This is a genomic window from Sneathiella sp. (assembly GCF_036960985.1).
Taxonomy (GTDB): domain Bacteria; phylum Pseudomonadota; class Alphaproteobacteria; order Sneathiellales; family Sneathiellaceae; genus Sneathiella.
In genome coordinates this window covers 1-19,945 of the sequence record NZ_JBALWD010000020.1, presented here as the reverse complement: position 1 = coordinate 19,945, position 19,945 = coordinate 1, and the positions used below count along the sequence as shown (strand labels likewise).

The window sequence follows — 19,945 nt, the reverse complement described above, 5'->3', positions numbered from 1 at the left end:
GTTTGGTATATTATTGACATCCTTACACGGACGACGTATCAAAGGGTAAAGGTTGATACAAGGCTTGAAAATATGGATTTTAATCTAACTGAGGATCAAAGCGCGTTTCGCGATATGGCGCGGGCTTTCGCAACTGATGTTTTCGCACCCAATGCCGAAAAATGGGACGAAGATAAAATCTTCCCCGTTGCTGAAATGCGGCAAGCGGCCGAACTTGGTTTTGGTGGCATTTATGTGGGCGAGGAGTATGGCGGCTCCGCGCTGGGCCGGCTGGATTCGGCGATCATATTTGAAGAACTGGCGGCTGGCTGTACATCAACAGCGGCCTTTATCTCGATCCATAATATGGCGAGCTGGATGATTGACCGGTTCGGATCCAACATCGTCCGGGCAAAATTTGTCCCCAAGCTGACAACCATGGAATTTATTGCCAGTTACTGCCTGACAGAGCCGGGTTCCGGGTCTGACGCGGCGGCGTTGCGCACCAAAGCCGTGCGCGATGGCGAACATTATATTCTCAACGGCACAAAGGCGTTTATTTCCGGCGGCGGCCATAGCGATGTCTATGTGACCATGGTTCGGACCGGGGAAGACGGACCGGGCGGGATCAGCTGCCTTGCCGTGCCCGCCGATGCACCGGGCATAAGTTTCGGCTCGCAGGAGCGGAAAATGGGCTGGAACTCCCAACCGACCGCACAAGTGTTGTTCGATGACTGTCGGGTTCCGGTTGAGAATCTGGTCGGCGCGGAGGGCGAGGGGTTTAAGATTGCCATGCAGGGACTGGACGGCGGCCGGCTCAATATCGGTGCTTGTTCCATTGGCGCGGCGCGGACTTGCCTTGAAAGCGCGCAAAGCTATACGGCGGACCGCAAACAATTTGGAAAACCGGTCGGCGAGTTTCAGGCGGTCCAGTTCAAGCTTGCCGATATGGCGACGGAACTGGAAGCGGCGCGCTTGATGATCCGGCAGGCGGCGTCCAAGCTGGATGCCAAAGATCCGGAAGCGACCTTGTATTGTGCCATGGCCAAACGTTATGCGACCGACGCCGGCTTTAATATCTGCAATGACGCGCTGCAGCTGCATGGCGGCTATGGCTTCCTGCGGGATTTCCCCATGGAGCGCTTTGTCCGCGATACGCGGGTTCACCAGATCCTGGAAGGCACCAATGAGATCATGCGGGTGGTCATCGCCCGCAAATTGAAAGACGGACAAGGCAAGGGCTGATCATGACGGAACAAGACGAAATTATTTTCCGCCTGCAGGGATCTGTGGGCATGGTTACCCTCAATCGGCCTTATGCTCTCAACGCCCTGACCCATGAAATGTGCCTAGCGCTGGATTCCAAGCTGGCCGAATGGGAGGGAGATTCCCGTATCAAGCTGGTGTTGGTCGAAGGGGCGGGGGATCGCGCTTTTTGTGCGGGCGGTGATATCATCAAGCTGTATGAAGAGGGCCGCAAAGGCGCCGATTATCCGTATCATTTCTATCGCGATGAATATCTACTCAATGCCCGCATCAAGCATTTCAGCAAGCCCTATATTTCCTTCATTGACGGCATCGTCATGGGCGGCGGTGTGGGGGTGTCGGTACATGGCAGTCACCGCGTCGCGACAGAGCGGACCTTGTTCGCTATGCCGGAATCGGGCATCGGATTGTTCCCCGATGTGGGCGGATCGTATTTTCTGCCGCGTTGCCCCGGTGAGACGGGTATGTATGTGGGCCTGACCGGCGCCCGGCTGAAAGCCGATGACGCGGTGTTCCTCGGCATTTCCAATTCCTACGTGCATTCGGAAAAACTTAAAAGTCTGGAAGCGGCGCTGGTTACTGCCGACTATACAGACAATATCCACCATGAAATTGATGTGATCATCGGGCAGTTTTCTGATCATCCGGGGGATGCGCCGATCATCGAGCGCTTGAAACAGATCGATCATCATTTCGGTCAATTCTCGGTCGCGGAAATTATCAAGAGCCTGCAGGAAGATGGTGACGACTGGTGCCTGAAGACCGCCGACATGCTGCTGACCAAATCCCCGACCAGCATGAAAGTCTCGTTCGAGGAACTGCGCCGCGGTGCTTCAATGGAGTTTGACGACTGCATGCGCATGGAGTTCCGCATGGTCAATCGCATCATTCAGGGCGTAGATTTCTATGAGGGCACGCGCGCCGCCGTGGTCGATAAAGACCGGGCGCCAAAATGGCTGCCGCCGACCCTGGAAGAGATCAGCGACGCCGATGTGCAAGCTTATTTCGCCCCGTTGGAGCAGGGCGACTTATATTAATTTTTACGCCGGATCATAACCTTCAAGCAGGGTAAAAGTACCATTGGCGGCATTTTTCCGGGCGTCCTTGGCTTTGCTGTATTCGGGGCTGTTGTAAAACCCGCGGGCGGCGTCCATATCCGGGAACTGCAGGATCACCACACGGGAAGTTTCCTTTGCTCCTTCCAATGTTTCCATGGCGCCGCCGCGAGTTAGATACTGCCCGCCATATTTTTTGATGGCGACGGGGGCCAGGGATTTATACACTTCATATTGCTCCGGGTCGGTGACATTAATCCGGGCGATGATATAAGCGGGCATATTTCTTCCTTTACTGGGGGAGGGATCGGCAACAGAATACCAAAAATATAAGAGGGAACCTCATGACCTACAAGTATGTATCTGTCGAAAAGAAAGATCGCGTCGCCACCGTCCGCTTTGATCGCGGCAATGCGGTCAATGCCATGTCCGTCGAGTTGATGAAAGAGCTGCTGGCGGTTGCCCGCGATTTTGAAGGCGATACGGAAACCAACGCCATCATCCTCACCGGCAATGCCAAGAATTTCACGGTCGGCTTTGATTTGAAGGATGCGGCGCTGAAGGAACGGCTGGAGGCCGGCGTCATGGACAAGCGCGAGATGCTGTCGGTCGGCCCGAAAATGTGCAAGGCCTGGGAAGACCTGCAACCCATGACCATTGCCGCCGTCGAAGGTTACTGCATTGGCGGCGGTGTCGCCCTGATTGCCGCCCTTGATATGCGCATCGCCGGTAAATCGGCGCAATTCTACGTACCCGAAATCCGCAATGGCATGAATATGAGCTGGCAGTCGATCCCGCGCATGGTCAATCTGATGGGGCCGGCCCGCACCAAGCAGCTGTGCATTGTCGCCGATATTATTTCCGCCGCCACGGCCGAGAAATGGCGTCTGGTCGAAGAAGTCACGGAGGATGGTAAGGCGCTGGATGTGGCCCATGACATGGCCGCCAAAATCGCCGCCCGTCCACCGCTGCCCGTGCGCATGATCAAACAAGGCGCCAGCGTCGCCGCCAATGCCCTCAACCACGCCACCAGCTATATGGATATCGACCAATATGCGCTGGCCACCGGCTCGGAGGATTATCTGGAAGGGGTCACCGCCTTCCTCGAAAAACGCGACCCGGATTTTCGGGGGCGCTAAAACAAACGGGTACCTATGACCTTCCTTACCAGACTCATCGTCACGTTTGTTGTTGCCATTCTGGTTTTCGGCATAATCCCGTTCGCGGCCATGTATTTCCTGCAGGCTAAGCTGATTTTCCCGGCGCCCAGCAGGACACCCCCGCCGGGCCCCGTGGGCAGTTATAATCCTGTTGATATTCCGACACCGGACGGCGAGACATTGCGCGCCTATGAACATAAGGCGGAGGCCGGGGAGGCGACAATCCTCGTCTTTCACGGCAATGCCGACACCGCCTATTTTCAGGTCAGCAAAGGCGAGGAGCTGGCCGCCAGCGGCTTTGGTGTTTTGTTGATCGAATATCGCGGCTACAGCGGCAGCACGGGCAGCCCCACGGAAACCGGCCTGATCATGGATGGTCTGGCCTCCTACGATCATGTCCGCGCCCAGACCGATCAGCCCATCGGTCTCTATGCCCATTCGCTCGGCACCGGTGTTGCCGTGCCGCTGGCAGTGCAGCGCCCGGTCTTCGCCGTGGTGCTGGAGGCACCGTTCACCTCGATCCTTGATGTGGCGCGGTATCGCATGGGCTGGGTACCGCTAAACGGTCTGCTGAAACATCCGTTCCATTCCGACCAACAAATCGGCAAGATCACCGCGCCGATCCAGATTATGCATGGCACAAACGATAAGGTCATCCCGTTCGAGCTGGGCAAACGCCTCGCCGAACTGGCCCCTGCAGGCACCAAATTCCTCGCGATCGAGGGCGCCGGCCATAACAACCTCGCGGCTTTTGGCAGCGTCGAGATCGCGATTGCGTTTTTTAAGGGGGCGTTGGCGGAGGAGTGAACATTATTATAAATGCGTATTCTCATCCAATAACCTTTGGGATCTTAAAAATGATAGATATTTCGCATATTTATAAGGGTGTTTACATTAAATCTAATCTAGTTAAAATAATATAAATTCACTTTTTCATCTGAATTGAGAGAGTACCATGGGCAATCAAGCTGAATCTGTTCAATGTACAAAAATGTTTAACAATGGTGTAACATGTACACAGCACCCTAATGATCATGACATCATAACATTTGAAAAAATTCCATGGTGGAAAAAATTTGGATCGGTTTTCATTGGCGCTTTAATAATAGTCATTGTTCAAATGGTCGTTAATGGGCATATATCTGGTGAAAAGCTGAGAGTAATGGACAACATCGGGGGCATGGCAATTGGCTGCTCTCTACTATTATTACTTATCTTTTTGGTTTCTTTAATTGCTGTCAACGTGAAAGAAGCCAGCGTCGGAAAATATGCAATGCTGGGCATCGGGAGTATGGCGGTTATTGGCGGTGTAGGGCTAGAACTGATCTTGGCAAAAATATTCGGATAAAAGACGAATTGTTAGCCGATGAGAAAGGAGTCAGTGTGTTCAAAAATCTAATATTAGCTAAAATTCTAGTTGGTATGATAATGGTCAATTGGATAGCTGGTGGATCAGTTGTTTCCGCGGAAGAAGAAATCGAAGTAGTCATCGCAAATCCAAACGAGTATGAAGCAGCCGCTATTTACAAGCCACATGGTGTGTTGAGACAACTAAAGTATTTGACGGCTTATTATGTGAAACCAAGCGCGCTAGAAAATTTTGATATTTCATATGCTTACTCGGTTTCAGATCTTACTGAATTACAAATAAAGAAAATTATCTCGGATAACAAATCAGCTAACCTCGGTTACGGATTGCAATTGAGTGATGGTAGTATTGCGGTCATCTCAGATGACGTCGCTTCAAACTTGTCCAAGGAAATGGGTTTTAGCACCGAGATGTTAAATAAACTTGAAATAGTCAGCAAACAGAGAATTTCTGTACTTGATAAATTGCTGAAGACAAACGGAAAATCTGCAGAAGTCATAAGCAGTTGGAACGACGAAGTTTGGAAAAAAGGTCAGGAAGATGAAGTTTACACAATGATTGAGAAAAGTTCAGATTGGGGCAATCAGTGACAAGCCGATCTAAACATGTGATCTTTGTGTAGCATTTATAGAAGGACCTAGGATTGCCGATCCCGTCCCACTCCCCATTTGCCCCATCGCCCCCTCCTATGATAAGACTGCGCCTCATGATTTTTGGTGAGGCGAGGCGATGACGGCGCATATTTTTATTGATGGATCGGCGGGGACGACGGGGCTGCAGATACAGGAGCGGTTGGCGGCGCGCGCGGACATCTCCCTGATCCTGCTGGACGAGGCCGAGAAGAAAGATCCGGCTAAGCGCGGCGCGGCGCTCAATGATGCCGATCTGTCCATTCTCTGTCTGCCCGATGCGGCGGCGAAGGAAACCGTGTCGCTGGCGCGGGCGAACTCCGTGCGGATTATCGATACCAGCACCGCCCATCGCACCGATCCCGACTGGGTTTACGGTTTGGCCGAGCTTGAGCCGGGGCAGGCGGAAAAAATCTCCGGCGCGGCGCGGGTCAGCAATCCGGGCTGTTATCCGACCGGCGTGATTGTCGCACTCAATCCGTTGGTGGCGGCGGGTGTGGTGCCGGCTGATTACCCGGTGGCGGTCAGCGCCGTCTCCGGCTATACCGGCGGCGGCAAGCAGATGATTGCCGAATATGAAGGGGCAGGCGGTGACACCCCGTCTCCTGCAGCGTTTCATCTCTATGGATTGCAGTTGCAGCATAAACATCTGGGCGAGATGCAGGTGTATGGTGGATTGGCCAAGCCGCCGGTGTTTATTCCCAGCGTCGGCAATTTCCCGCAAGGCATGATCACGCAGGTGCCGCTGGATCTGGCGCAGCTGCCGGGCACGCCAACAATGGCCGATATTCATCAACGGCTGAGCGATTTCTATTCGGGCAGCGAGGTGATCGAGGTGATCTCCTTGAACGAGGCCCAATCCGTCAAACGCCTGCCCGCCGACATGATGGCCGGCAGCGATGCATTGAAACTCTATGTGTTCGGCGATGAGGCCAAGCAGCAGGTGATGATCGCCGCGGTGTTTGATAATCTCGGTAAAGGCGCCTCCGGTGCGGCGGTTCAGAACCTCGATCTGATGCTGGGGTGAGTGGGGAGGGCGGTTCATGCCGATCGACGCTTTACCTCCCGAAAAGCACCCCTTCAAATACCGCGACTTTACCGAAGCAAACCGGGTTTTAACCGTATTTTTACGGTTGCCTGCTGTTATTGATCACACCATATGTTGAGATATCAACGGTTTGCAACAACAGGAAAAATGACATGGCTCTGGGAATAGGGCATTTAAATCAGATATTTATGCCAGATGTCATGGGTAAGATTCTGAAGGCTTTTCTGATTGCACTTGGGCTGATTTTTCTGGCGCAGGCCGCTTTTGTATTTTTCACCTTTCCTGAAAACGCAAAGCCGGGCATGAGCTTGACGCGCCTGCTTTATTCATTTTTGCTGTCCGCCATGGGTCTTGGCGTCGTGCCATTTGCCGTCCTGATCTTTCCGCTGTACTGCCTGCCAATTTATCTGGTTTTCACTGTGGCTTTGTATCTGAGTACTTTTTTTAAAAAGAAATTCTTCTTCACAGGTTATCTGACCGGTGTCTTTGTCCTTACATATTTTGCACTTTTCTGCACGTCTGCGGTCCTGTTTGCAGGTGTTTAATTGTCCAGGCCCGTAACCGTTATCTTGCCGGAAATTGCCCGGGCAATGAGGGAATAGAATTGATTATAGGGGAGAGAATGGCCTCCGGCGCGGCGGTGCAGAACCTCGATCTGATGCTGGGGTGAGCGGGGAGAACACCCGTTTTTCGTCATTTATCTTGACAAAACAAACTCTTTATGATAGTATATTATCAAGATCCGAAAATCGGATTGAGGGTGATATGCTGGCGCGACCAATCCCAGTTGCTGTCGCGCCGCATTGTCACACGGACTTCAACGTATAAATAAGCCGAGTAGTCGAACCAACTGATTTTTAAGGCAGTTCTTTCCTTTGGGTTTCAGGGATAGGTGTCTCCGGAACCTTACGTGATGTACATATCGCGCAGTTTGCGCATGCCGCCGAGCCAGCGATCATAGTCGCTTGTTTTGCGGCGCATGTAATCTATGACCTGTTCATGGGGGAGAATGAGAAATTCTTCCTTGTCCATGGACGTGACCACATGATCGGCCAGTTCCTCGGGCTCCATGGTGCCATCGACACCCGCGACGCCTTCAAGGTTGTTCTCGGTCATGGCTGTCCGCACTTGCTGCGGGCAGAGCACAGAGACGCGCAGCCCCTTGTCGCCATAGCGGATCGACAGGGTTTCGGCGAAGGCAACGGCGGCATGTTTTGTCACCGCGTAAGTGGCGCTATCGACCTGACTGAGCAAGCCGGCGGCAGAGGCTGTATTGACCAGATAGCCACCGCCATTGGCGATCATTTTGTCGACGACGGCGCGGGCCGCATAGACATGGGCCATCACATGGATGTCCCAGTTGAGCTGCCAGGTCTCATCGGAGCTTTCTTCCCATCCCATGCGGGCGATACCGGCGTTGGAGACGAAGATATCGACGGGACCATAAGCCGCTTCGGCCTGGGCGACCAGGTCCTGGATATGGGCTTCATCGGTGACGTTGCCGGCAACGGCGATGCCGCCAATTTGATCGGCGACTTCTTGCAAGGGTTCCGCTTGCATGTCGGCGACGGTAATGCCGCGCGCGCCTTCCGCATGGAAACGCAATGCCAGGGCTTTACCGATGCCGCTGGCACCGCCGGTGATGATGATGTTTTTACCTTGTATTTTCATTTGTATCTCCGCAGCTTGTGCTGTTCTTCTGGTTTTGGATTACGCACCGGTGAAAGACTGGATGCCGGTTTGGGCCCGGCCCAGAATAAGCGCATGCACATCATGGGTGCCTTCATAGGTATTGACGGCTTCCAGGTTCATCACATGGCGGATGACATGATATTCGTCACTGATGCCATTGCCGCCGTGCATATCGCGGGAAACCCGGGCAATATCGAGAGCCTTGCCGCAGGAATTACGTTTGATCAGTGAGATCATTTCCGGCGCGGCGCGGTTTTCATCGCGTAAATGACCGACCCGCAGGCAGCTTTGCAGGCCAAGGGTGATTTCCGTTTGCATATCGGCGAGTTTTTTCTGGATCAGCTGATTGGCGGCGAGGGGGCGGCCAAACTGTTTGCGGTCCATGGTATATTGAAGCGCCGCCTGCCAGCAGAATTCCGCGGCACCAAGGGCGCCCCAGGCAATGCCGAAACGGGCGCTGTTGAGACAGCCGAACGGTCCGCTTAATCCTTGCACATTGGGCATCAGATTTTCTTCGGGCACGAACACATTGTCCATGACAATCTCGCCGGTGATGGAGGCGCGCAGGGAAAACTTGCCTTCGATTTTTGGTGCCGACAGACCTTCCATGCCTTTTTCCAGGATGAAGCCGCGAATGATCCCATCATCGGTTTTCGCCCAGACGACGAACACGTCGGCGACGGGGGAATTGGTGATCCACATTTTGGCGCCACTGAGGGAATAGCCGCCATCTACAGATTTGGCGCGGGTGACCATGCTGCCGGGGTCCGAACCATGATCGGGCTCGGTCAATCCGAAACAGCCGATCCATTCACCGGTGGCCAGTTTCGGCAGGTATTTCTGGCGCTGTTCTTCGGTGCCATAAGTGTTGATCGGATGCATCACAAGACTTGACTGCACAGACATCATGGAGCGATAGCCGCTGTCGACCCGTTCCACCTCGCGCGCCACAAGGCCATAGGAAACATAGCCCAGACCGGCACAGCCATAGCCCTCGATGGTCGAGCCGAGCAATCCCAATGCCCCCATTTCCGTAAAGATATCCCGATCGAACGTCTCGTGCCGGTTGGCGAGGAGCACCCGGCTCATCAGTTTGTCCTGGCAGTAATCACGGGCGGTGTCGCGCACCAGCCGTTCTTCTTCCGTCAGCTGGTCATCCAGCAAAAACGGATCTTCAGGGTTGAAAACAGGCTTGTTTCCGGCGGATTTGGCGGCTGGGGCGCTACTCATGAGCGGTTCTCCGATTTATTATTTAGTTATTAGTGAAGTCATCCATATAATTATGACTGTGTTTAACGGCTTTGACGGCCAGTTTCAATATGCTTCCTGTAATCCAGCTTATTATCGTCTATAGTGCGGGCAGGGATCAACCGCCAAGGATAACGTAAAAATGTCGCAAAAGAAGGGGAGCACCGAATATATTGTCGAGTTCCATCAGCATGGATCTTCGGTCAAGGTGTCCGCGATCGATCCGCAGACCCTGACGGAAGTCTCCCTTGTCGGTCCAAGTTCCGCCGGGCAAGAGGAGTTGAGCCGGGCGGCCGTGCAAAAACTGCTTTTTGTGCTCAATAAAGGCAAAACCGAGACACCCCAAAACCCGGCGTCCCACGACCCCAAAAAATCGGGTATTATTGTCTAGCCAACAGAGCCGGGCATCCTCCAGCTGAGCTCAGGCGGTTTTGCGTTTCCGACCGAGACCGAATTCCTTGGCAAATTCCGAGCGACGTTTGGCATAAGCCGGTGCAACCATGGGGTAGTCGGCCGGCAAGCTCCATTTCATGCGATATTCTTCGGGGGTCATCTCGTAATTGGAGCGCAAATACCGTTTCAGCATTTTGAGCTTCTTGCCATCTTCCAAACAGACGATGAAATCATTCTGAATGGATTTCTTGATCGGGACCGCCGGAACCAAAGGCCCGCGATCAGATTCCATTTCTGCGTCCAGGGACGAGAGGGATTTATATACAGATTTGATCACGTCCACCAGGTCGCCTTTGCCAATCTCATTATTGCTGGCATAAGCAGAAGTGATTTCCGCTGTCATCCGTAAAAGTTCTTCCTTATCGACACCTGTCGTGTCTATTGGCGTTGTAATGTTCATATCGGCCATTTCAAGTTTTCGCTTCCCTATGCAAGTATTGAAACTGTACTTGCCTGTACCGCAATTTGCCTACTATTGAGAATGCATGTCAATTATATTTTTGTAATTATTAAATACTACAAATATTGGTTGTGGAAATTATGTGACTTTGCGTTTTCAAATGCAGGAATTCGCGAATATTTATAGAATATAATGTTACTTATTCTATAAAATTGCGGCGTTATTGTGGCGTTAGGTAATGGGCGCAGATTATCCAGTAATTAATATTTCTCGCCAATAAACAGCATGCGGTTTAAATACCGACTATATTGACATTCTATAGGAAGGTGATTCTCGACGGATTATCTCGTCGTCGGCTATGCGTCTCGCGTTTGTCAGCTGGGTAGTCACGTCGGATGAGTACTGTTCCAGAGATCAAAACGATGATCAAATTCGCGAAAGCGGCCATCGCCACCTTACAAAAAACGCATACAAGAGAGCTGTTTAGGTAATATGCAAATGCTGGTTTGCCAAAAGGGGAGAGAACGGCACTTCTAGCCTGTCTTTCATTTGCAAGATGTCGAGGTCTATATCCTAAATAACGCTTTACGAAACGACACTTTAACAAGATAATTCGCGTATGAAAATCGCTAATAAATTGAATCTTTTGGGCGGCATAACCGATGCGTATTCTGATCGCAATTTTCGGATTTATTCTGTTGGGTCCATCGCCTCCTGGATTAGTTTTTTTGTTCAGATCGTCACCGTGTCCTGGCTCACCTGGGAACTGACGGCCTCGACCAAGTGGTTGGCCGTCATGGCGTTGCTGGACATCTTGCCAAATGTGGTTTTGATGCCGGTGGCCGGGGCGTTGGCGGATCGCTTCGATCGGCACAAAATACTGCTCTTGACCTGCACACTCCTGCTTTTCCAGGCGGCATTGCTGGCCGCGTTTGCCTGGACAGACAGCTTGACAATCTGGACCTTGGCGGCCCTCGTACTGGCGCATGGTATCTTTATCAGCTTCATGGTTCCGGCCATGTATGGGACCATCCCGCGGTTTGTCGCCCGCGCGACTGTTCCCTCGGCAATCGCTGTCGCTTCTGCCTATACCCAGTTGGCGGTTTTCGTCGGACCGGCATTGGGCGGCTGGATCATCGTTGGCTATGGGACGACAGCCGCATTTATCGTCAACGCGGTAGGTTATCTGGTGCTTATTTTCGCCTTTTTATGCCTGAAAACACCTGCCGACTACGTCCACCCGGAGCCGTCTTCCCGGTCGTTTTTTGGTGATATGCAGGAGGGCATTAAATATATCTCGACCCGCAAGACAATCGGATCATTGCTGATTGTCCTGTTTTTTGCCGATGTGGCTTTAATGGGGTTCTATCAAATGCTCCCGGCCTTTTCAGACACGGTTCTAGGGGAAGGGGTCGTCGGCCTGTCGGTTATTCTGGCGTTTATAGGATTTGGGGCGACATGCGCGGCGCTCTGGCTTGCCCGAAGCCGGGGGGCTGCCGCGCGGGTTAATCTTGTTCTCTGGGCGTTCTTTGTCGCCTTGATTGCGCTGGGCGCCCTGGCTCAGGCAAGCAACCTCTATATGGCGGCGGCCATCGCGATCATATTGGGTTTTGCGGCGGAAACACGACATACCGGAACGATGACGATCATTCAGCTTGCGGTGACCGAGAACCAGCGCGGACGCGTCATGGGGACGGTTTTCATGATCGAGCGATTGGCGGCTGGTGTCGGCGCTTATGTGATCGGCGCGGCGGCCGTCAATGCCGGCGTGCAGCTGCCAACAACAATCGGGGTTATACTTGGACTATGTGTTTGGCTGGCGATTTACCTCAATCGTAAAAGAATTTTCAGAGAACATTATCGGGGCTGAAAAAATTGGCCATCGCCACCTTCCAAAAAGCCTTCAAAAGAGAGCTGTTTAGGTAAATTAAATCTTTTGAGCGGCAAGCCCGATGCCGGTACAGGATCAGATCTGCTAGGTTGAAATCGGCCGCTCCCCAAGGTTCTTGAACAGCATGACTAGATAGCCATCCGGGTCTTGCACAAAGATCTCGCGCTGACCGCCTTCCACGTCCCCAAGACGACGCCAGATTTCTCGTGGCCCCGTATGGAGCGGCCAATCTGCGGCAGCAAGTTTGGCCTCAATGTCCGGCAGATCTGCCGCCTCGATTTGAAACATGACGCCGCGGCCAAAGGGCGGTTGCATTTCGCCAGTTTCCCAATGATCACAGCGTTGATGTAGCATCACTTGCGCGCCTTCCGGCCGTTCCAGATAGATGAACTTTTCTTCCGGGCGCTGATAGACCATTTCAAAGCCCAGCAATGTCTGCCAAAAAGCGGTGGATCGATCGATTTCCTCCACCAACAATTCCGGCGCCATTGGTGCCCAGCCGGTTTTCGGTGGTTGGCCTTAGTCGGTGTCGTTCGTCATGAATATTTCCCCGGATTTTAGAACTCAAACTAGTATAATAAGGGTTGGTAATCACACAATAGAAACCGCTTATGGAATTTAATTGACTGGAACAACTCGTACTCAAGACACAGATCTTGGCTTGCTGCTGCTCCACGCACTTCCATTTGATGGGTCTATGTGGGGCGGTTTTGTGGATCTCCTGCCCGGTGCGACTTATACGCCTACCTTGTATGATTATGGCTCCTCTATCGAAGATTGGGCAGTCGCATCGCTCTCACAAGTTCGCCAGAAGAACCTCATTGTTGTCGGGTGTTCGGTCGGGGCTTCCGTTGCGTTGGAGATAGCGGCGCTTTCACCAGACCGCGTTGTTACCCTCATTCTTATTGGATGCAAGGCACATCATAATCCCGATCCAGAACTCCATGCGGAGGCGGTCAATCTGTTGAAAGAGGGAGGGGTCGCCCCGGCATGGCATAAATATTGGGCTCCCTTGTTTTCTATATCAACGGACCGAGCCGTCGTCGCCAACGCCTTTCATTATGCTTGTCAGTTAGATCCGAGGGAAATTATCAAAGGCGTGACCGCCTTTCATACTCGACCTAGCCGAGGAGAACTTTTAGAAAATTATGACAATACGGTGCTGGTCGTTACAGGTAAGGACGATATAGCACCGGGACCCGAGGCGAGTGCGGCGCTTTCCCTAACTGCACCAAATGGTCGTTTGCATGTTATTCCCGGATGCGGTCATTATATACCGCTTGAACAACCAAAAGTGCTTCGACATATCATTCAGGCTGAAATCCTTAAACATCTAAAGTAGTTCCAACTCGAGAAAGCTAAGTCTATATTCTTCTAGCGCGAGAGGCTGTAGCAAGCGGGCTTCGTCGAAAGAAAACCAAGCTAATTTTGAATGTTCGTGATTTTTTAAAGAGGGCTCACCTCCCAACCACTCGAAAGCAGCGAACATATGAAATTTTATGGGGTCCGTCGTAGAAGATAAATGAATTGGGCTTAGTTGGGTGAGCTCCTTCACAACAACGCCTAATTCCTCGCTCATTTCTCGTCTGGCGGCCTCTAGCGGTGTTTCATTGGTTTCCAGATGTCCTCCGGGGGCTGCCCAGCAATCAGGAAATCTTTTACGATTACCGGAACGCAACCCTAGAAGTAATTTCCTGTTTCGAACCAACAACACATTACTAATTTCTTCCATAGAAGTTCCCAAATAACAGAAATAAATTGATCTCGAATCTATTTCTACTTGTTGCTAATTAATCGTCTTTTCTCCGGCATCAGTTGAAGATCAAAATTTACACATTCCGCATCCCTGTATTCAAGGCAAAATCCTTCGCAGTAACCAAATGCGCTTCTTGGCGCACAATGTTCATCTAGCTCAGTGCTGCCCAACGCTCCCAACTCGATAATACCACCATGAGATATAATCAGAACACGGCTTTCATCAGGAAGGTCTTTTATGCAATCAAACCAGATTGATGCTTGCTGTCTTGCGAACTGGAAACAGTCATAATTTGTTTTAATGACTTGTGAAATAGCTTGGAGAGTGTTTGGCCAGTTTAGCTTTGCAAGAATTTCCTCCGGTATACTTCCCAATTTTTCAATGCATTCGGTCACTTCGTATCCCATTGCGATAGCTGTTTCGATAGATCTGGGGAGCGAGCTCGTAAACACACGGTCATAATTACCCATTCGAGCACCTGCGAAATTGGCTAACTCTATTCCCTCAGAAGATAGATGTGCATTTGGCTTTTGCCGCATGGTATGCCTGCGGACTTCGACGGTTTTCATGAAAATTGCTGCCCTTCGAAACTTCTACCAGTCGAATTTGTGATTCTGATAAATGCCACATTAGATGGATCAACCTAAAATATTTGAAAATGAATTGCATGCACTTTATGGGTGTGATGCTAGTCGCGTTTCCCAATCAAAAGCTTTCTGCGTGCCTTTTGCTCAGGAATGACCATTCGTACCAAACGTCAACAAAGGCGCGATAACCACAGAAAAAAGCCGGTAAATAGGGCGACTTCCTCTATGAAGCCAGCGCGTCTTGTGCTATCCATCCTGCGAAATCAAGATTCATTAGGCTGGATGATATCCAGCTCTCCTGTTTCGTTTCGACCACGATTATTTTCTAGCCATATGGAGTTCTGCAAGTGACCCAACAAACCATGGAAAAATATGACTTTTTCGACGCTGATCTTGGACGGGATGATCCCGACATATTTGGCGCCATTGGCCAGGAACTTGGTCGTCAGCAAAATCAGATTGAATTAATCGCGTCAGAAAATATCGTCAGTCCTGCGGTGATGGCGGCGCAGGGCTCTGTTCTGACCAATAAATATGCGGAAGGCTATCCGGGACGCCGGTATTATGGCGGCTGCGAATATGTCGATATAGTCGAAACATTGGCCATCGACCGGGCAAAGGAACTTTTCGGCTGTGGCTTTGTCAATGTGCAGCCCAATTCCGGATCGCAAGCCAACCAGGGCGCCTTTATGGCGCTGATCAAACCGGGTGATACCATACTGGGCCTGTCTCTGGCTGCCGGCGGGCATCTGACCCATGGCGCCAAGCCGAACCAGTCGGGTAAATGGTTCAACGCCGTGCATTATGGGGTGGATAAGGAAAGCCACCAGATAGACATGGCCGAGGTGCGCGCCCTTGCCAACGAGCATAAACCGCAATTGATTATTGCGGGTGGGTCTGCCTATCCGCGGATTATTGATTTCGCCGCTTTTCGGAAAATTGCCGATGAAGTGGGGGCGTATTTCATGGTTGATATGGCGCATTTTGCTGGTCTGGTGGCCGCAGGTGTGCATCCAAGCCCATTCCCCCATGCCCATTTGGCGACAACAACGACCCATAAAACATTACGCGGCCCCCGCGGCGGTATGGTGCTGACCAATGACGAAGCCATTGCCAAGAAAGTCAATTCAGCGATTTTTCCAGGTATGCAAGGCGGTCCGTTGATGCATGTCATTGCCGGAAAAGCCGTGGCGTTCAAGGAAGCCTTGACGCCGGAATTTAAAACATATGCGGCGCAAGTCGTGGCCAACGCCGATGTTTTGGCGAAAACCTTGATCAAACATGGTCTGGATATCGTCTCCGGTGGTACCGATACCCATGTGATGCTAGTGGATCTGCGGCCCAAGGGCTTGACCGGCAATGTCGCCGAACGGTCTATGGAAAATGCCTTTATCACCTGTAACAAGAACGGTATTCCGTTTGATCCAGAGAAACCAATGGTGACGTCTGGTGTCCGTCTTGGAACACCCGCAGCGACGACCCGTGGTTTTGGGACCGCAGAATTTACAAAAGTCGGCGACCTTATTGCTGAAGTCCTTGACGGATTGGTGGCAAACCCGGAGGATAACAGCGCTGTCGAGGCAAAAGTTCGGGCTGAGGTGAAGATACTTTGTGATGCGTTCCCAATTTATCCAAGCTTGTAGGACCTAAAGAACGGCAATGGGCAGCACGACTAAGTGACGAGAAGGGGATCCAAGAATGCGCTGTCCATTTTGTAGCAGTGAAGATACACAAGTTAAAGATAGCCGGCCAACAGAAGATAATACGGCCATTCGGCGCCGGCGCGCTTGTGCCACTTGCGGCGCTCGCTTTACTACCTTTGAGAGGGTGCAGCTGAGGGAGCTGACTGTGATCAAGAAAAACGGCCAGCGGACACCGTTCGAGCGGGAAAAACTGGAACGATCCGTCAGTATTGCCACGCGCAAACGGCCGGTTGATCAAGACCGTATTGACCGCATGATCAATGGCATCGTCCGCCAGCTGGAAAGCAGTGGTGATCAGGAAGTCCCCTCGGACAAAGTGGGGGAGTTGGTGATGGAGGGATTGGCAACTTTGGACAGTGTCTCGTATGTACGATTTGCCTCCGTGTACAAAGATTTCCGGGAAGCCAAAGATTTTGAAGAATTTATTGGTGAATTGAGCGGCAACGTCACTACATAAACGAGATGGCATCCCAGAGCGATACGCAAGATCTCTATCATATGAAAACCGCCCTGCGTCTGGCGATGCGCGGTCTCGGCCGTGTCGCACCGAACCCGGCGGTTGGCTGTGTGCTTGTGCAGGGTGATCATGTGGTGGGGCGCGGTTGGACACAGGATGGCGGCCGACCCCATGCTGAAACCATGGCGCTCGAACAGGCCGGCGACAAGGCAAAGGGTGCCACGGCTTATGTCACCCTGGAGCCCTGTTCCCATCATGGCAAAACCCCACCTTGTGCGGAGAGTTTGATTGCCGCCGGTGTGACGCGCACCGTTGTCGCCCTGACTGACCCTGATGAGCGGGTCAATGGAGCCGGTATCGCCAAGCTACGGGACGCGGGGATTGAGGTGACGGAGGGCGTCTTGACCAATGAGGCGCTGTATCTCAATGCAGGCTTTGTTCTGACCCGCCGACAGAACCGGCCTTTGGTAACTTTGAAAATGGCGACCAGTCTGGATGGCAAAATAGCGACGGTATCCGGAGACAGTAAGTGGATTACCGGACGCCTTTCGCGACGATTTGGCCATATGTTACGGGCTGAAAATGATGCCATTATGGTCGGCATTGGGACGGCTTTGGTGGATGATCCGGAATTAACGTGCCGTATTCCGGGCCTCGAGGATCAATCGCCTATCCGTATCATTGCCGATAGCCGATTGCGGTTGCCGCTGACTTCCAAATTGGTCCGGACGGCAAAGGCGGCGCCGCTATGGGTTTTGACAATTCCGGGAAATGATCGGGATCGCCTGAAAGCGTTCAGCGAACTCGGGGTCACCGTGATCGAAGTCGCAGCAACGGAGAGCGGCCTGCCGGACATGAAGAAGGCGCTGGCTGAATTTACTGCGCGCGGCATTACAAGAATACTTGCAGAGGGTGGTTCCCATCTTCTGGCAACGCTGATAAAAGATGAATTGGCGGATCGTCTGATGTGGTTTCGGGCGAACAAGATCATTGGCGGAGACGGGATTCCAGCCCTGCAGTCCATAGGGCTGCGAGAGCTGGACGCGGCGCCGGAAATTCGGCTGATCGAAGAACGTCGGTTGGGCGAAGATTTGTTGGAAAGCTATTTTCTACGGAATTAGGAAGCATGTTTACAGGAATCATTACAGATATAGGAACCGTTCGCGGTTTCGAGAAAACCGGCGATACCCGGTTTGAAATTGACACATCCTATGACACGGACACGATTGATATTGGCGCCTCCATCGCCTGTTCAGGTCCCTGTCTGACTGTCGTAGACAAAGGGGTGGGATGGTTCGCCGTTGACGCCTCCGATGAAACCCTATCCTGCACCAATCTTGGAGACTGGCAACAAGGGGCGAAACTCAATCTGGAACGGGCTCTGAAAATTGGCGATGAACTGGGCGGTCATGTGGTCACCGGACATGTGGATGCGGTGGTCGAGCTATTAGGGCTGGAAACCATTGGTGATTCTACCAAACTTGTGTTTTCGTTGCCTGAAGCCTATCGCGGCTTTGTAGCCGCCAAAGGCTCCATCTCGTTGGATGGTGTCTCGCTGACGGTAAACGCTGTGACGAATACAGAATTTGCGGTCAATATTATCCCCCATACCCAAGCGCATACGACTTACGGCGATTTTAAAGTCGGACAGCGTGTGAATTTTGAAATTGATGTGCTGGCCCGATATGTGGCCCGTATGACTGAGGTGAAATAAAAACAAGATGCCCTATAAGCAATACCTCTCGACAACAGAAGAAATTCTGGAAGATGCCCGCAATGGCAAGATGTTTATCCTTGTGGACGCGGAAGATCGCGAAAATGAAGGAGATCTGGTGATCCCGGCGCAAATGGCAACGCCAGATGCGGTTAATTTTATGGCTAAGCATGGACGTGGTTTGGTATGCCTTGCCATGACCGAAGAACGGATCAATGAGCTGAAGCTGCCCTTGATGGCGCAGGACAACTCGTCGCGGCTGGAAACCAATTTCACTGTTTCCATCGAAGCCCGCGAAGGAGTGACCACTGGGATTTCTGCTGCAGACCGCGCGCGCACCATTGCCGTGGCCATCGATGCCAGTAAGGATTCGACGGATATCGTCAGCCCGGGCCACGTGTTTCCGCTGGTTGCTCGTGAAGGCGGCGTATTGCGCCGTACGGGTCACACCGAAGCCGCCGTAGATATTTCCCGGCTTGCAGGTTTGATGCCGGCCGGTGTTATCTGTGAGATCATGAATGATGATGGCACCATGGCACGGTTGCCAGATCTGGTGAAATTTGCCCAGTTTCATGGATTGAAAGTTGGCACGATTGCCGATTTGATTGCTTATCGCCGTCGCCATGACAGCTTGATTGAGCGGGAGATTGAAACAGATATTTCCAGCAAATACGGCGCAGAATGGAAAATGATTGTTTTCTCCAACAAGCCGCAATATGCCGAGCATATCGCGCTGGTCAAAGGTGATGTCTCAAACGGCGATCCGGTTATGGTTCGCATGCATGCCCTCAATCTTTTAGGCGATGTGCTAGGCGAGATGGATGAAAACCCGGATATGCTGCATAACGCCATGAACCAGATTAATGAAGAAGGCAAAGGTGTGGTCGTGCTGATCCGCGAGCCGCGAGCGATGGCATTGTCGGACCGGATCCGCAAAAAACTTGGCGAACCTGTGAAGGAATCTTCTGAACTGCGCGATTATGGTATCGGTGCACAGATTCTGTTGGATCTCGGCATCAGCGATATGATCTTGCTATCCAATACGGAACGAAACGTCGTCGGTCTTGAAGGCTATGGCTTGTCCATCAGTGAAACCCGCGCGATTGTCGAGAAGGATTGAACATGAGCGATAAAATTCATGTACTGATTATCGAAGCGGATTTTTATCGAGATATTTCGGATGCGTTGCTGGACGGCGCTAAAGAAGTATTGGATAAAGCCGGCGCCATTTATGAAGTCGTGCGTGTGCCGGGCTGTCTTGAAATTCCTGCGGCTGTCCGGTTTGCTCTCAAATCCATGGAATTTATGGGCGGCCGCCGGCGGTATGATGCCTATGTCACCTTGGGATGTGTGGTTCGCGGCGAGACGTCACATTATGATACGGTGTCTGAGGAAAGTGCCCGTGCCCTGGTGGATATTTCGACGGAATATTGTATCGCGCTGGGGAATGGGATCATAACGTGCGAAAATTTGGACCAGGCTTGGGAACGCGCGTCGTCGTCCAAGAAGAATAAAGGTGGCGGTGCCGCGCAAACCGC

At 52.0% G+C, this 19,945-nt stretch carries 24 protein-coding genes; 17 read left to right on the top strand and 7 right to left on the bottom strand.

Features of this window, described 5'->3' with window-relative positions:
• Positions 1-72 precede the first annotated feature (72 nt).
• The gene (locus tag V7723_RS12425; RefSeq protein WP_335684795.1) at positions 73-1,224 is read left to right on the top strand and encodes an acyl-CoA dehydrogenase family protein; all 1,152 of its coding nucleotides are present in this window, start codon (positions 73-75) and stop codon (positions 1,222-1,224) included.
• Positions 1,225-1,226: 2 nt separating this feature from the next.
• On the top strand, positions 1,227-2,282 hold the full coding sequence (locus tag V7723_RS12420) for an enoyl-CoA hydratase/isomerase family protein (protein ID WP_335684794.1): 1,056 nt from the start codon (positions 1,227-1,229) through the stop codon (positions 2,280-2,282).
• Between the two features lie 3 nt (positions 2,283-2,285).
• Here the strand turns inward: V7723_RS12420 and V7723_RS12415 are convergent, their stop codons facing one another.
• Positions 2,286-2,582, bottom strand: coding sequence for a DUF1330 domain-containing protein (locus tag V7723_RS12415; RefSeq protein WP_335684793.1), 297 nt, complete (start codon positions 2,580-2,582; stop codon positions 2,286-2,288).
• Between the two features lie 62 nt (positions 2,583-2,644).
• Here V7723_RS12415 and V7723_RS12410 point away from each other — a divergent pair, with 62 nt between their 5' ends.
• The 6 genes from V7723_RS12410 (at position 2,645) to V7723_RS12385 (ending at position 7,051) form a co-directional block, all read left to right on the top strand.
• Positions 2,645-3,439 carry an enoyl-CoA hydratase/isomerase family protein gene (locus V7723_RS12410; RefSeq protein WP_335684792.1) on the top strand — a complete coding sequence of 265 codons (795 nt, stop codon included), beginning with the start codon at positions 2,645-2,647 and terminating at the stop codon, positions 3,437-3,439.
• A 15-nt stretch (positions 3,440-3,454) separates the two neighbouring features.
• The gene (locus V7723_RS12405) at positions 3,455-4,267 is read left to right on the top strand and encodes an alpha/beta hydrolase (RefSeq protein WP_335684791.1); all 813 of its coding nucleotides are present in this window, start codon (positions 3,455-3,457) and stop codon (positions 4,265-4,267) included.
• A gap of 148 nt (positions 4,268-4,415) precedes the next feature.
• Positions 4,416-4,808 carry a hypothetical protein gene (locus V7723_RS12400; protein ID WP_335684790.1) on the top strand — a complete coding sequence of 131 codons (393 nt, stop codon included), beginning with the start codon at positions 4,416-4,418 and terminating at the stop codon, positions 4,806-4,808.
• Between the two features lie 35 nt (positions 4,809-4,843).
• Complete coding sequence (locus V7723_RS12395) at positions 4,844-5,419, top strand: hypothetical protein (RefSeq protein WP_335684789.1); 576 nt, start codon at positions 4,844-4,846, stop codon at positions 5,417-5,419.
• Positions 5,420-5,558: 139 nt separating this feature from the next.
• Entirely contained in the window at positions 5,559-6,485 is a 927-nt protein-coding gene (argC, locus tag V7723_RS12390) for an N-acetyl-gamma-glutamyl-phosphate reductase (protein WP_335684788.1), read from the top strand.
• 173 nt (positions 6,486-6,658) lie between these two features.
• Positions 6,659-7,051 (top strand): hypothetical protein, encoded by a 393-nt coding sequence (locus tag V7723_RS12385; RefSeq protein WP_335684787.1) that lies wholly within the window; start codon positions 6,659-6,661, stop codon positions 7,049-7,051.
• A 361-nt stretch (positions 7,052-7,412) separates the two neighbouring features.
• On the opposite strand, the gene V7723_RS12380 is transcribed toward V7723_RS12385, so the two are convergent.
• Entirely contained in the window at positions 7,413-8,177 is a 765-nt protein-coding gene (locus V7723_RS12380) for an SDR family oxidoreductase (RefSeq protein ID WP_335684786.1), read from the bottom strand.
• Between the two features lie 39 nt (positions 8,178-8,216).
• Entirely contained in the window at positions 8,217-9,428 is a 1,212-nt protein-coding gene (locus V7723_RS12375) for an acyl-CoA dehydrogenase (RefSeq protein WP_335684785.1), read from the bottom strand.
• Positions 9,429-9,588: 160 nt separating this feature from the next.
• Here V7723_RS12375 and V7723_RS12370 point away from each other — a divergent pair, with 160 nt between their 5' ends.
• A complete protein-coding gene (locus tag V7723_RS12370) occupies positions 9,589-9,837 on the top strand; it encodes a DUF6898 family protein (RefSeq protein ID WP_335684784.1) in 249 nt (82 codons plus the stop codon).
• Between the two features lie 30 nt (positions 9,838-9,867).
• On the opposite strand, the gene V7723_RS12365 is transcribed toward V7723_RS12370, so the two are convergent.
• Entirely contained in the window at positions 9,868-10,308 is a 441-nt protein-coding gene (locus V7723_RS12365; protein ID WP_443024224.1) for a MucR family transcriptional regulator, read from the bottom strand.
• Between the two features lie 610 nt (positions 10,309-10,918).
• Between V7723_RS12365 and V7723_RS12360 the strand changes: the two genes are divergently transcribed.
• A complete protein-coding gene (locus V7723_RS12360) occupies positions 10,919-12,169 on the top strand; it encodes an MFS transporter (protein WP_335684783.1) in 1,251 nt (416 codons plus the stop codon).
• A 105-nt stretch (positions 12,170-12,274) separates the two neighbouring features.
• Here V7723_RS12360 and V7723_RS12355 read toward each other — a convergent pair whose 3' ends face one another.
• On the bottom strand, positions 12,275-12,679 hold the full coding sequence (locus V7723_RS12355) for a bleomycin resistance protein (protein WP_335684782.1): 405 nt from the start codon (positions 12,677-12,679) through the stop codon (positions 12,275-12,277).
• A gap of 133 nt (positions 12,680-12,812) precedes the next feature.
• Between V7723_RS12355 and V7723_RS12350 the strand changes: the two genes are divergently transcribed.
• Positions 12,813-13,532 (top strand): alpha/beta fold hydrolase, encoded by a 720-nt coding sequence (locus tag V7723_RS12350; RefSeq protein WP_335684781.1) that lies wholly within the window; start codon positions 12,813-12,815, stop codon positions 13,530-13,532.
• On the opposite strand, the gene V7723_RS12345 is transcribed toward V7723_RS12350, so the two are convergent.
• The gene (locus tag V7723_RS12345) at positions 13,524-13,922 is read right to left on the bottom strand and encodes an NUDIX hydrolase (protein ID WP_335684780.1); all 399 of its coding nucleotides are present in this window, start codon (positions 13,920-13,922) and stop codon (positions 13,524-13,526) included. The two genes, V7723_RS12350 and V7723_RS12345, sit on opposite strands and share 9 nt — an antisense overlap.
• Before the next feature lie 44 nt (positions 13,923-13,966).
• On the bottom strand, positions 13,967-14,515 hold the full coding sequence (locus V7723_RS12340) for a phosphoglycerate mutase family protein (RefSeq protein WP_335684779.1): 549 nt from the start codon (positions 14,513-14,515) through the stop codon (positions 13,967-13,969).
• Positions 14,516-14,895: 380 nt separating this feature from the next.
• On the opposite strand from V7723_RS12340, the gene glyA reads away from it, so the two are divergent.
• The 6 genes from glyA to ribH form a co-directional block, all read left to right on the top strand.
• Positions 14,896-16,176, top strand: a complete 1,281-nt coding sequence (gene glyA, locus V7723_RS12335; RefSeq protein WP_335684839.1) for a serine hydroxymethyltransferase — start codon at positions 14,896-14,898, stop codon at positions 16,174-16,176.
• 55 nt (positions 16,177-16,231) lie between these two features.
• On the top strand, positions 16,232-16,693 hold the full coding sequence (gene nrdR, locus V7723_RS12330; protein WP_335684778.1) for a transcriptional regulator NrdR: 462 nt from the start codon (positions 16,232-16,234) through the stop codon (positions 16,691-16,693).
• Positions 16,694-16,698: 5 nt separating this feature from the next.
• Positions 16,699-17,814: a bifunctional diaminohydroxyphosphoribosylaminopyrimidine deaminase/5-amino-6-(5-phosphoribosylamino)uracil reductase RibD gene (gene ribD / locus V7723_RS12325; RefSeq protein ID WP_335684777.1), complete on the top strand. Its 1,116-nt coding sequence runs from the start codon at positions 16,699-16,701 to the stop codon at positions 17,812-17,814.
• A 5-nt stretch (positions 17,815-17,819) separates the two neighbouring features.
• Positions 17,820-18,407, top strand: a complete 588-nt coding sequence (locus V7723_RS12320; protein WP_335684776.1) for a riboflavin synthase — start codon at positions 17,820-17,822, stop codon at positions 18,405-18,407.
• Between the two features lie 7 nt (positions 18,408-18,414).
• Positions 18,415-19,527, top strand: a complete 1,113-nt coding sequence (gene ribB / locus V7723_RS12315) for a 3,4-dihydroxy-2-butanone-4-phosphate synthase (protein ID WP_335684775.1) — start codon at positions 18,415-18,417, stop codon at positions 19,525-19,527.
• A 2-nt stretch (positions 19,528-19,529) separates the two neighbouring features.
• On the top strand, positions 19,530-19,945 hold a 416-nt coding region (gene ribH, locus V7723_RS12310; protein WP_335684774.1), incomplete at its 3' end, for a 6,7-dimethyl-8-ribityllumazine synthase.